The sequence below is a fragment of the Rhodospirillaceae bacterium genome (assembly GCA_040219235.1).
In the GTDB taxonomy this organism is placed as follows: Bacteria; Pseudomonadota; Alphaproteobacteria; order Rhodospirillales; family Rhodospirillaceae; genus WLXB01.
In genome coordinates this window covers 40,418-55,745 of sequence record JAVJSV010000002.1, presented here as the reverse complement: position 1 = coordinate 55,745, position 15,328 = coordinate 40,418, and the positions used below count along the sequence as shown (strand labels likewise).

Sequence of the window (15,328 nt, the reverse complement as noted above, 5' to 3'; positions counted from 1 at the left end):
GGAATTTTGACATTAAAATTACTTAACTTAGGGTGACGTGCTCACGGCGTGTTAGGTCCTGGGGAGTATGAACAATTGGGGAGGAAGCTAAGCATGCTTAGCAAGAATAAATTCTTTACACTTACAAGTGCACTGGCATTAATGGCGTTCGCGGGAGAGACAGCTGCTCAAAGTCTTGCGCTGGAAGAAATTGTGGTGACCGCGCGTAAGCGTGACGAAACATTGCTCGACGTGCCGTTGTCGATCACGGCTCTGAGTGCTGCTCAGCTTGATAAGTACAATCTGCAGAACATGGAAGAAATGTCGCGCATGACGCCTGGCATGTTCTATACCGACTTCGGCGGTACCGGACGGCAGGACCGTGCAAGCAGCCAGTATGTGATCCGTGGTCTCTCGATCAACAATTTCGCACAATCCTCAAGTGCCGCCGTTCTGTTCCTTGATGGTGTTCCCATTTACAGCGGAAATACGCCGGGTACACTCGACATCGAGCGCATCGAAGTCTTGAAGGGGCCGCAGACAGCGACCTTCGGCCGTAACACGTTCTCCGGCGCCATCAGTGTGACCACCCGCGAACCCGGAGACGAATGGAGCGGTCGTGCCGTCGCGGAGTACGCCAACTACGATACCACCCGTCTCGGTCTGTCCGTTGAAGGACCGCTTGTGGAAGATAAAGTGTCTTTCCGGCTCAGCGGTGAGCACCGCAACGAGGGGGCGCAATATCAAAGTTCCTCCACGAGTCAACCGCTCGGTGGCCAGACGACGTCAAGCCTGTGGGGCACTCTCAAATTCACCCCCAGTGAGCAACTTGAAATCCGGGCTGTCGGCAACTTGTATAAATATAGGGACAACCCAGGGGCTCATATCCGCTTCATTGCCGAGGATCACACGTGTGACGTTGATGGCGATGGAGATTTCGATTGGTTCTGTGGCACCGTTCCTGAAGCGAGTGATAACGATTCACACGCACGGTTCGTCGACCAGCGCTGGCTGGATTTGACGGTTCCAGCCCTACAGTTTGGTGATTTTAACACTAAGCCGGGGCTGAAAAGCATAAACTACCACGCTAATCTGCAGGTCGCCTATACCCTCGAAAACGATGTTACCCTTGAAGCGACTACTGGGTACAACAGGACCAAGGATGCCAACATCCAGCAAGAATGGTCGAATGAGAACTTCGTGAATCCGTTTGCCGCTGGCAATCCTGCCCTTAGACCAGATTCGTTTTGGCTTTATAGCCTTGAGGGCGAAGCCAGCGATTTCTCGCAAGAAGTTCGTATTTCCTCGGCCGGTGATGACCGGCTGCGCTGGAGCATCGGCGGCAACTACCTTTATTTCTCTGACGTCGGTGCGGTGATCGGGGATGTGTCTCTCGGCGCGCCGTTGGTTCTGCCGGGCGCCCGCCGCCAGACCAATACATATTCTGCCTTTGCGAGCGTGTACTACGATGTGACAGACGACTTCGAAGTCGGACTTGAAGGCCGCTACCAGACTGACAAGATCAAAGACTCACCGAGGTTCTGGGCTACTGACGCAGCAGGTCCGGGTACGCCGGTGGAGGGTAAGTGGAATGTCTTCACGCCGCGTGTCTCTCTCAAGTACAACGTGTCTGATGACACCATGATCTTCGCATTGTGGGCGCGCGGGTCTCGCCCGGGTGCGTTCAACTCCAACCTCTCTCCAGGTGGCTTGGCACCGGGCGTTGCGGAAGCGGTCGAGGCGGCGACGGGTGCAAGCCTCGAGGTCGAACAAGAGACGTTGGATTCCTTCGATGTTGGTATCAAGTCCAAGTTCATGGATGGACGCGGTACCGTGACGTTGACCGCTTACACCGGTTCGATCTCCGATGCGCAGACCCCGCAGTCGATCACCCTACTGCAGCCTTCGTTGTTTATCGGCACCGTCCTGACTAATCTAGGCAAGACAAACATGAAGGGTATTGAATTCGAAACATCCTTCCAAGTGACCGACGAGTTCAACGTCTCCGCGGCATACTCCATCAACGATACGACGATCAAGCGTGGGCTGGACCTGTCTGTTGCATCAATAAGTGCTGACACGGACGTGGTTGGTAACCGGCTGGAACAGGCGCCGAGGACTCAAGGGTTCATCAACGGGACTTACACCAGTGCTTTGAACAGCTCGATGGATTGGTATATGGGTGCTGACCTTCTGTACATTGGTGGAAAGTACATCACCCGGGCCAACTTGCTCAACACCGGTTCGCAATACCTGCTCAATGCCCGTATCGGCATCGACATGGCGGACATGCGTATCGAGTTGTGGGGCAAGAACATCCTTGGCGACGAAACACCCGACCAAGCGCAAAAAGCTTTTGATTATCAAACCTTTACGCCAACGGCGCTTAACATTGCTCTGCCGAAGAAGACGACCTACGGCCTGAGGATGAACTACAACTTCTAAGTATAAACTTCTCTCCTAGAGATTTCTCACTCCGCCGCATCCTTGTTTAATAATAGGTCGACGGAGTGAGAATCTTTATGAGAAGCCAGAAGTAGAAACAATGAAGTAGAGATTTTGAAATATTATCCACTGTCGTGTGTCAATGATGCTGACTTAAGAGGGATCGCTTTCCATGTTCGTCAAGTTCGCAGTCGGTGTGTTGTTTGCATCGACAGTTAGCGCATATGTTTTTGCGGATGAAAGGCTTGTAAGCGCAGATTCCGAACCGGGAAACTGGTTGTCCCACGGCAGAACTTATTCTGAACAACGCTTCAGTCCCCTTGACCAAATAAACGTTTCCAGTGTCAGTGATCTTGCGCTGGACTGGTATTTTGATCTCAACGATCACAATGTCGTCGAAGCAACTCCCATCGTCGTCGACGGCATCATGTACGTGACCGAAGCTATGGGTAAAGTCTTTGCCTTGGATGCCAAGACAGGTAAGCAGGTCTGGTACTTTGACCCTGAAGTTCCTCCCGAGACACTTCTCAAAGCATGTTGCCAGCCGGTGAACCGTGGCGCAGCCGTAGCGAACAATAAAGTTTTTGTTGGTACGCTTGATGGCCGGCTCATCGCCATTGATGCGAAGACCGGCACAAAAGTATGGGAAACGGTGACCACCGACCCCAACCAAGCCTATACGATCACGGGTGCCCCGCGCGTCGTTAAAAACCGGGTGATTATCGGTAACGCGGGCGCTGAATATGACGTGCGTGGCTATGTGTCGGCATACAACGTCGATACTGGGGAAATGGATTGGCGTTTTTACACGATTCCTGGAGATCCGGCCGAAGGGTTTGAAAATGACGCGATGCGTGTTGCCGCCGAAACCTGGTCCGGGGAGTGGTGGAAAATTGGCGGTGGTGGAACAGTTTGGGATGCGGTCGTCTATGATCCCGATTTAGACCTGCTGTACATTGGTACAGGGAACGGCACGCCCTGGAATGCAGCCTTTAGGTCTCCTGAGGGTGGAGACAACCTCTATCTATCATCTATTGTCGCTTTGCGCCCCGATACTGGCGAGTACGTTTGGCACTACCAGACGACCCCAGGTGACAATTGGGATTTTACCGCGACTCAACCGATCATCTTGGCCGACATTGAGATCGAAGGTGTAGAGCGCAAAGTCTTGATGCAAGCGCCCAAAAACGGCTTCTTTTACGTGTTGGACCGTTCAACAGGGAAGGTGATTTCCGCGGAGCCGTTTACGGGTGTGAATTGGGCCAGCCATGTTGATCTTATAACGGGGCGGCCAATCGAAAACCCTGGCATGCGAAATGTTGGTGCTGAACCGGTTTATATTGAGCCAGGGCCATCCGGAGGGCACAATTGGAATCCGATGGCCTACAGTCCGGACACAGGGCTTGTTTACATCCCGACGCTTGATAGCCGGTTCTTATGGCAGAATGATCCTACGTTTGAACATGCTGTAGGTTTTTGGAATCTGGGTTATGACTTGAGCATAACAATGGATTTTTCGAGTGTTGGTGAAGAACGGCAGAGAGGCAGTTATCTTCTTGCGTGGGACCCCGCGACGCAAAGTGAAGCGTGGCGTGTCGAAGGCAGTGGGGGTGGCCTGTTAGCGACGGCCGGTGATTTGGTTTTTAGGGGCACCCGCACAGGTCATTTTGAGGCTTATCATGCCTCTTCTGGCGAAGTTCTTTGGTCGTCTGATGTTCAGAATAGCGGAATCGCAGGACCTATTTCCTACCAGATCGGGGACGATCAATATATTGTGATCGCTCTTGGCCGAGGTGCTGCGACTATGATGGAGGGCCCAGTTTATCGCCCATCTGACTTGCCGCATGCGAACCGCGTGGTCGCGTTTAAGCTTGGTGGGACAGCCACACTACCGGCGTATACATATGAGCCGGAAGTGTTGCGTGATCCGCCTGAAGAAGAAGTGAATTCAGAATCCGTTGCTGTCGGGCGCAAAGTTTTCCACCGGTACTGTTTTGCCTGTCATGGACGGGAAGCCCGAGGGAATAAGATTCAGCCTGACTTGCGATTCTCCGACTATATGGACAACGGGTTATGGAATGACGTTGTTATTGATGGCCTGTTGTCGGGCGTCGGAATGGTATCCTTTCAAGATGTTTTAAATCCGGAGATTTCCGAGGCGATCCGGCAGTACGTAATATCTGAGTCTCAAAAAGCCGGTACGTCAGCGTTTATGCAAGACTCTGGTCCGGTGCAGTGAAGGCAACAAGAATTACAGGGCAAACACAGCAACCCAACAGGAAGTTGGAGCAAGGTACCTGACTATGGTTTGGCAATTAACCCGGTTCATTCACAAAACAAGCATGCTGTTTGGTGGTATGTTGATGACTCTGTTTGCCAGTTTACCGGCCCAGTCTGAAGATGCCTGGGGCGGTATCCGCTTATTTGAAGCGGATCTGTCTGCAGATCACCAGACCATACTGACACAAAGTGAAGGGGCAGGGTTTGCGAAAGTCCGCTTCGACCTCAACACGATGGAAATCAGTTGGGAGGTGGAATACGAAAATCTCACATCACCTCCCACGGGCATAACTCTTCATGGACCGGCGCAGCCAGGCACCAATGCGGTCGCAATTATTGATTTGGGTATCAATGGTTTGGAGAGTCCGATCACGGGGTCTCTCAAGGTATCTGATTCACATGTCCAATACATGCTGCTTGGGTGGACGTATGTCCTTCTGAAAACAGAGAATTATGATCACGGTGAATTGCGCGGCAAACTGGATACGGTGCCGCCCCCCGGTTTTAAGAAAACCGAATACAATTAAATTATGAAGACCGAGACTGACGGACTAGGGATGAAAGACATGATCTGCAGCACAGGAGTAAAAGCGAAAGTGGATTCAAAACTGAAGTTCGGTTTGATGTCGATGAGTTCTGTTAAAATTTCTGCTATTGCATTGGTTGCGGGCTGCTTCTCAGGCCAGGCCAACGAAGCGAATGCGGCGGAGGCAAACCGGCTCGGTTTTGTTGTCGAATCTTGGTATACGGCCATATACGACACGGAATATATGGAGGAATGTCCAGAAGGCATCGTCATTGGAAATGATGAAATTTGGTTTAACGGCTTGTCTCCTGAAGAAAAAGACATAGAGACTGGGGGCGGAACGCTACAAGTCTTAGATTTGCCGCGACGGCCTAACCAATACCTGCGTGGCCCAAATGGAGAGGATGTTTGCTGGCATCCGGAATCGGTCATAGATCCCCCCATGCGCACGGTCACGGGCAAGTATTCCTATGGGATGAATCTTGACGGGAATGAGGACGGCAGCGCAACACCCAAAAGCTGTGCTCATGGCAACTTTCAAACACCGGATGGAAAGACGACAGGTGTTGATAACCAACTCTATCGTTTGATGGGCTGTGTGTATGGCTATAGGTCTGAAGGCTATCTCGAACACCACGCCAATCGTGAGCGTCAGGATGAGAGCAAAGGCATTATTCTTATTGATGTTAAAAATGTCGACGACCCACGCAATGATGACGACGTTGAGGTTTCATTTTATTTGTCAGCAACGGATTTGAATTTTGATACGGTCGGACGCATTGTTCCCTACGGCAGTTATCAAACAATAAAGAACAGATATGGCGACACGGTATCAGGCAAGATAACCGATGGCGTGCTCACCACAGAATCTGGTGACGTGACTCTGCCGCTTCATGGCAATGATGGCTTTACAGATATGGTGTTCCGCGACTTCCGCATAGAAATGGATATTTCAGAGGAAGGTACGAGGGCAAAAGGTCTTTGGGCGGGGTATCACCCTGTCTCTAGTTTTTGGGATCATATACAGAAGGTGCAGCATAATGTTCCGGTCGGGCAGTATAGTTGTCCGGCTATGTATGTTGCCGCCCACGAGCTTGCGGACGGTTACCCCGATCCTGAAACCGGCCAGTGCACGGCGTTGTCATCGGCCTTCACCTTCGATGCAGTCGCAGGATTTATTATTACGGATGATGATCAGAGTGATGCTGAACGATTGGCCGAAAATATAACCAGTGTGCGCAAATGAACGATAAGATTAACCAGAGCAAGAAATCTAGGTTTCACCGGTCTTCAAGTATGAAGACGATGTTGATGGCAACAGCCCTCCTATTTGGCATTTCTGCCTGTAGTGAGCCGGTACCGGTCATTGAAGGTGCGGAACCAACCTTGCGCCGTTTAACAGAACAGCAATACCGCAACGTCGTTTCAGACTTATTTGGTGACCACATTATCGTTTCGGGAAGTTTCGATCCGATTCTCCGCCAGGATGGCTTGGTCTCCATTGGTGCTGGTAACGCAACCATTTCGGCATCGAGTTTCGATAAATATGAAAAACTCGCTCACTCCATTGCAGAACAGGTCTTAAACGAACAGAACCGTGGATTGTTCATGCCCTGTGAACCAGCCCGAATTGATGGACCAGATGAGGCTTGCGCAAGGGCATTTTTAGAGCCCGTTGGTCGACTATTATTTCGCCGGTCGCTTGATCAATCAGAACTCTCACAAGCTATTGATTTGACCGAAACAGCCAGCAAACAACTCGGCAATTTCTACGAGGGTCTCGCCTTCGGCCTTACATCTTTAATGGTCAGCCCTAAATTTCTCTTCGTCATAGACGAGGTGGAAGATGTCTCGGCGGAGAATGTAGAGCTGACCGTTTATGCGAAAGCGGCCCGGTTGAGTTTCTTTCTGTGGAACACCACACCTGATGCAGTTTTGCTGGATGCTGCGGAGTCTGGTGCCCTTTCCACCTCAAAAGGCTTAGAAGCTGAGCTAGGTCGTATGATGCAGTCACCGCGCCTGAGTCGTGGTGTGCAAGCTTTTTTTGCTGACATGCTTCATCTTGATGAGTTTGATCATCTTGAAAAAGACAATCTCATCTATCCGGCATTTGATCCGCAAGCGACGGAGGATGCGCGGGAGCAATTGCTCCTTACGATCGAACATCACTTGCTAAATGACGATGCGGATTACCGAGATTTATTTGTCACTCGAAAGACGTTTATGAGTGGGCCCCTGGGTCGTGTTTATAGAACTCCAGTGTCAGAACCCGATCTGTGGACACCCTACGAATTCGCAGACAGTGAAGGGCGCTCTGGCATTCAATCACTGGCGGGATTTATCGCGTTACACTCACACCCGGGTCGAAGTTCTCCAACCATCCGCGGAAAAGCTGTTCGGGAGTTACTGTTGTGCCAGACTATTCCTGAACCGCCTGCTGACATAGATTTTAGCGTCTTTAATGAGCCCAGTTCGCAGCAATTGGTGGCCCGAGAACGTCTCGATGTACATAATTCTGTAGCATCTTGTGCAGGGTGTCATAGGCTCACGGACGGCATTGGCCTGTCTCTTGAGAACTATGATGGTGCGGGGCAATACAGAACGAAAGATATGGGCTTCGAGATTGATGTCAGCGGAAACCTTGATGGTATTGATTATGCCAACCAGTTTGGATTGGCCGATGCCTTAAGTCAGAATCCTGCAATTCCGGTTTGTCTGGTTGAACAAACGCTTGCCTATGGTTTGGCGCGTAAACCAGGCCCTGAGGAGAAAGATTGGCTTAGTTTTCTCATTAATCAGTTCGCCGAAAGTGGGTACCGGTTTAAACCCTTACTTCACTCGGTTGCCGCAAGTGAAAACTTCTTTGCGGTTACTGCGCCACAATTAGATAGCAGCGCAGAAACACAAGTGGGAAATCTGAAGACGACAAGCAAAGGCTCAGACTCATGACTCTCCTGAAGACACATAAACCCAATAGACGTTCATTTTTGCGCGGCACCCTTGCTGGAGCGACCGTGGGCGTCGGTGTGCCATTTCTGAATTTGTTCCTCAATGATCAGGGCTCTGCTTTGGCCTCGGGCGCACCAATGCCACTAAGATTCGGAACTTGGTTTTGGGGGCTAGGGCATACACCAGGACGCGGTATGCGGGCCCTCGACGGAAGCGACTATGAATTCATTGACGAATGCACGTCTCTTGAGCCGTACAAAAAAGAGTACATAAACTATTTTAGCGGGTTCAACACACCACTCGATGGTGCCGCTAGTGCGGTTCACTATACAGGATGGGTCGCCGGGAAGACGGGAAGTGTTCCGCAGGGCTTTGGGATGATTCCTGCGCCGACACTAGATACTATCATTGCAGATAAGATCGGTAATCAGAGCCGGTTTAAGTCTCTTGAACTCTCAAGTACGGGTAATCCGATAGACAGTTACTCTTATCGGAGCGTGGGCAATCATAATGCGGCTGAAGTATCGCCTTTGAATTTCTATCTTCGACTGTTTGGCCCGGAATTTCGAGACCCGGCTGATAAGGATTTCAAACCAGACCCCCGCGTTATGTTGCGGCAAAGCGTTTTGTCTGCTGTGGAGGAAGACCGCAAACGATTGGTGCAAACGGTCGGTTATGATGACAAGGTGCGATTGGATCAGTATTTCACATCAGTCCGTGAGCTAGAGCAGCAACTGGAAGTGTCGCTATCAGCGCCACCGGCGATGGAGGCGTGCCACAAACCAGAGCAGCCAGAGGAAGGCCCGTTGGGGTACGAGGTGGAGGCTGTCAATGACACGCATGATGCCATGGCGCAGATTCTAGCACTGGCACTTGCCTGTGATCAGACGCGTGTGTTCAATATGATGTATTGTCAGGCGGCATCAGAGTTACGGGTTAAGGGAACGACGTTTACCCACCATATACTGTCCCACGAAGAGCCGCCCGATGATCACCTTGGGTATCAGGTGCAAACGGCGTGGTTCAATGAAAGGAGCTTCGAAGCTCTGTCGCGCATGCTGGATACATTCTCTAATATTCGAGAAGGTGACGGAACGCTCCTAGATAACATGCTTATTTTTGCCCAAACTGACACCAGCGATGCCAAAACTCATTCCGTGATTGGAATTCCAAGTCTTACGATCGGCAAGGCTGGTGGGCGCGTCAAGACAGGCATGCATGTTAAGGGCAGTGCTTCGCCTCAATCCCGTATTGGTTTGACGTTGATGCAGATCATGGATGTTCCAGTAGCTGAGTGGGGAACCCGTTCTTTGCGAACCTCTAACCCGATCGCTGAAATCTTGGCATGATGAAGCTTCTAGCGATCCTAAGCGCTCTGGCGATTTATACGACAACAGCCAGTGCGCAGTCCAGCGGTGTTCCAGAGGGAATTCAGGTTCAAAGGACAGGCGCTGGCGTTTATTTCATGACAGAAGCGCAACAGTCGCTGTACTGGAATGAACCCGAGGCGGCTGCGGGCGAAGTGACCTGCCTTGAGGGTTGTTTGGAGACGTGGGCTCCTTTGCAAGCCCCTGCTACTGCGCAGGATCAGGGGGTGTGGAGCGTCATCAAGCGTCCGGATGACTCATTCCAGTGGGCCTATAAAGACAGACCACTCTACACCTATGTGAAAGATACATTTCCTCAAGCACGGCTCGGAGACGGGCAGGCGCGGGGGCGTTGGCAAGTTTTATTCGAAATACGGCAAGTGCCAGCTGGTATGACAATCGAAACAACGGCACTCGGTTTAGTTCTAGCTGACCACAGAGGGCGCACACTCTATTCACGGACGCCTTCCGCCAGTGCTGAAGCGCAACGGATGCTGCCAAACCATTGGTCCGCTTTTGAAGCTCCATGGCTCGCATTTGATCAAGGTGATTGGAGTATCCAAACCATCGCTGAAGGTGCGCGCCAGTGGTCTTATAATGGGGACCCTTTATTTACTTACGACAAAGACAATGACCCGCAAGACATACATGGGCATGGACTAGAGGGTGAGTGGTTTGCGGTCATCCTTGAACCTGCTCCTGGGTTGCCGCCGTGGATCACTGTCGAACAAGTCGACCTTGGGTTGGCCTATGCCAATGAAGAGGGACTCACCATTTATGCACCCGTTGATATCAATGCCATCAATGCGGCGCAGACGTGTCCTGAAGCGTGTATGAAAGCGAATTGGCGGGCAATTTTAGCTAAGCCTGAAGAACAGTCGGTCGGAAACTGGGTCATCGTTGAAAATGAAGCAGGCCAAATGCAATGGTCTTATAAAGGACAACTTCTTTATACCCATACAAGAGATCAAAAGCCCGGCGATATGAAAGGCAACGGAATCGCTGTTGGTTATCGTATTGGCGATGGGTGGCGTATCATTCCGGTTGACACTGGGCTTCGTCGATCCCGGACTTAGCGAGATACCTAATGACGTCTCTAGACCCTGCTCGCAAAGCCTCTCTGTCGATGAACCAAAACATTGAAAGTATCCATAAAGCATGACGAACCATAGTGGCACGATGACTTCAGTACAGGAGTTTAAAACAGGGTGGCGGGTCTTGCTCGTCGCTGCAATGGGTGTGACTTGTGGCATTACAGCTGTGCCGATCTATACCATTGGTGCTTTTGTAGGGCCGCTGGAGGACGCCTATGGGTGGTCTCGGGGAGCCATTCAGAGCGCCACTGTGTTTTGTTATCTCACGCTCATTTTTGCGGGCCCTCTCGCTGGCTATTTGACAGACAACTATGGGCCAAGGCGGGTAGCGCTCTGGTCTGTTTTTGGTATGTCTGTGGCAGTCGCCAGCGCGGCTGGTTTGGCAGGCACGCTATGGGGATTGTATCTTGCCTATGCGCTGATCGGCATCCTCGGTGCCGGGACTTCGCCTGTCGTCTGGACCCGCGCTGTGAGCAGTTGGTTCGAAAAGAAACGCGGTCTCGCCTTCGGACTAACTCTAATGGGAACAGGGCTTTTTGCCACTGTAGGACCGCTCTATGTAACATGGGCTATCGCAGAATATGGATGGCGTGGTGGCTATCTGGCACTTGCGTTAGTGCCGATCGTCGTTGTTCTGCCGTTGGTTTACTTTTGGTTTTTTATGCGCGAGAGCACCCAGAGCACTGCAGCTCAGCCCAACAGTGACGTTAACCCGCAGTCGGGAATGGACCTAACTGCGGCTTTGAAAACGCCGCAGTTCTGGATCATTGCGTTCTCGTTTCTATTCTTTTCAACGAGTATTTCGGGATTCATCTCTAGCTTCATTCCAATGTTGACCGATGATGGCTTGTCTCGGGCAGAGGCCGCCTCGATGGCTGGCTCTATTGGGCTTTCAGTTCTTCTCGGGCGTATTCTTACGGGCATTCTTCTGGATCATGTGCGAGCCTCTGTTTTGTCAACAGTCGTCATGGCGCTACCGGCCATTGGCTGTCTGCTCTGGGGCCTAGATGTGCTCGGACCGTCGGGTCCACTTATTGCTGCCATTCTTGTTGGATTTGCTGGTGGAGCAGAGTTTGATTTAGTCGCGTATATGACATCCCGGTACTTTGGATTGCGCCATTATGGTAAGCTTTATGGTATTCTCTTCTCACCAGTGATCGCTGGCGCGGCCATCGGTCCGCTCATGTTTGGCTTCGGCTTTGATGCATCTGGGTCCTACGGACCTGTCTTGCTTGCCGCTGCCGCACTTTTCGTCGTGGGCGGCATTTCTCAACTGTTTCTTGGGCAATATCCTAAAGAGTTTTCGGATGCCCGTGCTTAATCACCTTACATAATACCTTGTTCAATGGGTTAACTTGTCAGGCAGACGCGTCGTAGTTCTTCCATAAATGCACGCAGTGCTCTCGATTGTGGCGCATCTTTTAAGGTAAGAATTCCATCTTGCCGTTCCATATGAACCAGATCTGTCGGGATGGCGCGCACTTTACCCAATTGCAATTCTGCCTGGGCAAAGTCATTAGACATCACGGCAATGTGGTCCGACGTGCAAACCAGTGACATGATGATCTGCAAGGACAGTGTGGCGACGGGAAACTTTGGCGCAGAAAATCCTTTTTCTTGGAGCTTTTTGGCAAAGTGAGCGCCTATCATGTCACGGTCATGGACGGCCCAAGGGTATAAATTGAGTTGACTGATAGGGTCCTCTGATCCTTTGAATATAGGATGGTCAGAGCGCGCGAAAACCGAAAACTGCTCGGCATAAATTTTTTCAAAGCCTATATCTGCGTCGTCTTTTAGCGCCGGCCACATGCTGCAAAAGGCCATATCAATTGCGCCGTGCTGAAGCGCTTCGACAAGTTCAACAGTGCGTCCTTGAGATACATCAATAAGGACATCTGGTTGTTTTTCTAGGAAAGCGTTTAAGGCTTCTGGAATGAGCCGGCGGGTAAAATAAGGTGCGACACCAATTGAAATTTTGGCGTTGCGGCGTTCTTGAATGGTGTCGAGGTCATTCTCGAATTCGTTGCGCAATTTTAGAATCAGCTTGGCGCGAGGGATCAGAAGCATACCGCTTTCGGTAATTTCAACACCTCGCGAACCGCGCAGAAACAACGGCTCACCTATCGCGTCTTCAAGCTTTTTAATGCTTTGGCTCAAGGCGGGTTGTGTCATGTTAAGGATTTCAGCAGCAGTGTGAAAATTCTTCGTTTCAGTTAAAACAAGAAACCGCTTGAGTTGCTGCATTTCCATGAAACAACCTCCTAATCACTTAAAATATTCGGCAGCGTGCAGAACAGTGGTCATCTGATTCACGTTAGGCCATGTGACGTTGATGCGCTGATCATCGACACCGGTATCCTATGCCAATTTATCAGTCCGAAGCTAGGTGCCACAGGGCTCCGTTTCAACAGGCTTTCTGCGATTGTCCAGGCTGTCCAAAGCCTATCCCGACTTCAAACAGTTTGGTCTGCGAGAGCTAAGCTTATCGATGTATAGCCACAGTTTGAGCTTCTTTGCCACAAGACTATAATTTTCATTGGCCTTTAGCAGCATTCGCTTACACTTAAAGGTCGTGGCTGCGTGAGGTTTTGAAAGATGATTGACGGTTCATCGTCCACCCAAGAAAACATCAAAATACGTGCTATTCATTCGGTGGTCGATAATGAACATCTCATCGATATTCTCCGCAAGCATCACACTTACAGTTCTGAAGCGTATTGTGAACTCATCCACCGTGGCATGAATGATGTTTACAAGGTGTGGGATCACTCCTTTATCGGCGCGTGTCGCGTCTGGCGCACCGGCTGGCGTATGCCAGATGATGTGTTTTACGAGCTGTCTTTCTTGATGCACCTAAAACGCAAAGGGCTCCCTGTTTCTGTTCCTATTGTGCAGCAAAATGGCGATATGAGCCTTGTGGTTGAGGCTCCCGAAGGTGCCCGCGCGGTTGCCCTGTTTGAATGGGCCAAAGGACGTAAATTTGGAGATGCCCCCAACCGGAGGCAGGCCCGTGAAGTGGGAACCCTGTTCGCCAAAATGCATCTGGCTGGGAAAGACTTTACCCCGCCTTATAGACGAAGGACTAACCCACCAACTGACTACTTAGAAAACCTGCCGTATTTACGGCGTCTCGTCTCCGATCGGCCAGGTGATGCCGAGTTATACGAGGCTGTCGCAGCAAAACTCTACGCCGCAGTCGTTGAACTTAAGGGCACAGATATTCCCTTTGGTCCAGGACATGGAGATTTCCACTTCAACAACTTTCATGTCGATGACGCTGACGGCATTACGTTGCTGGACTTCGATAACAGCGGTGAAGACTACTACGTGCAAGACATTGCTTGTTATGTGTGGGGCAATCACTATGGCAATCTAGATAAAGCGTATGCTGACCAATTTCTGGAAGGTTACAATGAGATTCGACAGTTGACCGAAACAGAGAATGAGCTGTTACCGTTGTTCTTATTGGCAAAAGAGTTTCGACTCATTTCTGGCTTTGCAAAACACGTCAATCAGATTGGACATTTTCCATTGCGGTTCCGAAATTTAGAGTGGTTTGCCCACTCCATAGCAGAGCGAGCTAAGTCACTCGGTTATATCTAACTTAAGGTATCATTCTCTGTGGCTGCTTGATGTAATGTTGAGTTAAGCAGAGAAACGAAACGGAGAACAATGATGACACTCAGCGGACGACGGAAGATATTATCTCGGTTTGGTGCGGGTGCGCTCATGTTAACTGCGGGTGCCCTTGGCCTCGGATCTGTTCGCTCAGTGCAGGCGCAGAATACAAAGTCATCGGAAGGTTCTGGCGTGACTCAAAAAACTTCAGTTGATGGGATTTCCGTTAAGCGTGGTTATACAGAATGCAGGTTTGGACAGTTGCACTTCATTCGAGGTTTGCCCACCTCTGGACGATCAGAAAAGCCATCGTTGGTGCTGTTGCATCAGAACCCGTCCTCGTCTGTGGAATATGAGCCGCTCATCAGAGAAATGGCTACAGACCGAGAGGTTGTCGCTTTTGATACGCCTGGAAACGGCATGTCTGATTGGCCCCCGGAGCCGATGGATATGGCCGGATATGCAACTGCGTTTGCGGATGGCATTGAGAGTCTCAATCTCGGTGGGCAAACTCCTGTCGATGTTTTTGGGTTCCACACCGGTAGTTTTCTCGCTGCAGAACTGGCGATTGCTCAACCACAAAAAGTTGGCCGCCTTGCCATCTCAGGCATACCGTTCCGCACGCCTGAAGAGCGACTGGAGCGATTGGCCGCTATTGAAGCGCGGCCCCGCATTACGGAAGACGGTAAAGATATCATGGGGCAGTTAGAGCGCCTTTGGACCTTTGTGGTCAGCAAACGCGATCGCCGCGTCCCGTTGGAGCGTGCGGCCGAGGTTTTTGTGGAGAAGGCCAAGCCGCTTGATCGGTATTGGTGGCCTTATCGTGGGGTCTGGACGTACGACGTTGCTGAACGTTTTCCGCTGATCTCACAGCCGACCTTGATCGTTCAGCCCCACGAAAACCTTTTAGAGTATTCGAAGCAGGCCGCCGCATTTATATCCGATGTGCGAATGGTTGAGTTGCCTGATCTCGAACGAGACGTCTTTGACGTTGGGGCCGACCAAATTGCTGAGAAGTTAAGAGTGTTCTTATCTTAATTTAGCGGCGCGCAGTCACGACTCTACTTATC

At 50.9% G+C, this 15,328-nt stretch carries 11 protein-coding genes; 10 read left to right on the top strand and 1 reads right to left on the bottom strand.

The annotated features are described in order from the left end of the window. The first annotated feature begins 93 nt into the window (after positions 1-93). The 8 genes from RIC29_00365 to RIC29_00330 all read left to right on the top strand — a co-directional run bounded on the left by RIC29_00365 (position 94) and on the right by RIC29_00330 (position 11,961). Positions 94-2,424, top strand: coding sequence for a TonB-dependent receptor (locus RIC29_00365; GenBank protein MEQ8733348.1), 2,331 nt, complete (start codon positions 94-96; stop codon positions 2,422-2,424). A 172-nt stretch (positions 2,425-2,596) separates the two neighbouring features. Continuing rightward, positions 2,597-4,663 carry a PQQ-dependent dehydrogenase, methanol/ethanol family gene (locus RIC29_00360; GenBank protein ID MEQ8733347.1) on the top strand — a complete coding sequence of 689 codons (2,067 nt, stop codon included), beginning with the start codon at positions 2,597-2,599 and terminating at the stop codon, positions 4,661-4,663. Between the two features lie 64 nt (positions 4,664-4,727). Then, the gene (locus tag RIC29_00355; GenBank protein MEQ8733346.1) at positions 4,728-5,231 is read left to right on the top strand and encodes a CHRD domain-containing protein; all 504 of its coding nucleotides are present in this window, start codon (positions 4,728-4,730) and stop codon (positions 5,229-5,231) included. 39 nt (positions 5,232-5,270) lie between these two features. Then, positions 5,271-6,476 (top strand): hypothetical protein, encoded by a 1,206-nt coding sequence (locus RIC29_00350; GenBank protein ID MEQ8733345.1) that lies wholly within the window; start codon positions 5,271-5,273, stop codon positions 6,474-6,476. A gap of 65 nt (positions 6,477-6,541) precedes the next feature. Then, complete coding sequence (locus tag RIC29_00345; protein ID MEQ8733344.1) at positions 6,542-8,179, top strand: DUF1592 domain-containing protein; 1,638 nt, start codon at positions 6,542-6,544, stop codon at positions 8,177-8,179. Beyond that, entirely contained in the window at positions 8,176-9,528 is a 1,353-nt protein-coding gene (locus RIC29_00340) for a DUF1552 domain-containing protein (protein MEQ8733343.1), read from the top strand. The genes RIC29_00345 and RIC29_00340 overlap by 4 nt, the downstream gene beginning before the upstream one ends. After that, entirely contained in the window at positions 9,525-10,622 is a 1,098-nt protein-coding gene (locus tag RIC29_00335) for a hypothetical protein (protein MEQ8733342.1), read from the top strand. Before RIC29_00340 ends, RIC29_00335 begins: the two co-directional genes overlap by 4 nt. Before the next feature lie 82 nt (positions 10,623-10,704). After that, positions 10,705-11,961, top strand: a complete 1,257-nt coding sequence (locus RIC29_00330) for an MFS transporter (protein MEQ8733341.1) — start codon at positions 10,705-10,707, stop codon at positions 11,959-11,961. Between the two features lie 29 nt (positions 11,962-11,990). Here the strand turns inward: RIC29_00330 and RIC29_00325 are convergent, their stop codons facing one another. Continuing rightward, on the bottom strand, positions 11,991-12,890 hold the full coding sequence (locus tag RIC29_00325; GenBank protein ID MEQ8733340.1) for a LysR family transcriptional regulator: 900 nt from the start codon (positions 12,888-12,890) through the stop codon (positions 11,991-11,993). A gap of 345 nt (positions 12,891-13,235) precedes the next feature. Here RIC29_00325 and RIC29_00320 point away from each other — a divergent pair, with 345 nt between their 5' ends. Both RIC29_00320 and RIC29_00315 read left to right on the top strand, forming a co-directional pair. Continuing rightward, positions 13,236-14,243 carry a phosphotransferase gene (locus RIC29_00320; GenBank protein ID MEQ8733339.1) on the top strand — a complete coding sequence of 336 codons (1,008 nt, stop codon included), beginning with the start codon at positions 13,236-13,238 and terminating at the stop codon, positions 14,241-14,243. Positions 14,244-14,312: 69 nt separating this feature from the next. Further along, a complete protein-coding gene (locus tag RIC29_00315; GenBank protein MEQ8733338.1) occupies positions 14,313-15,296 on the top strand; it encodes an alpha/beta fold hydrolase in 984 nt (327 codons plus the stop codon). The last annotated feature ends 32 nt before the right edge of the window (positions 15,297-15,328 follow it).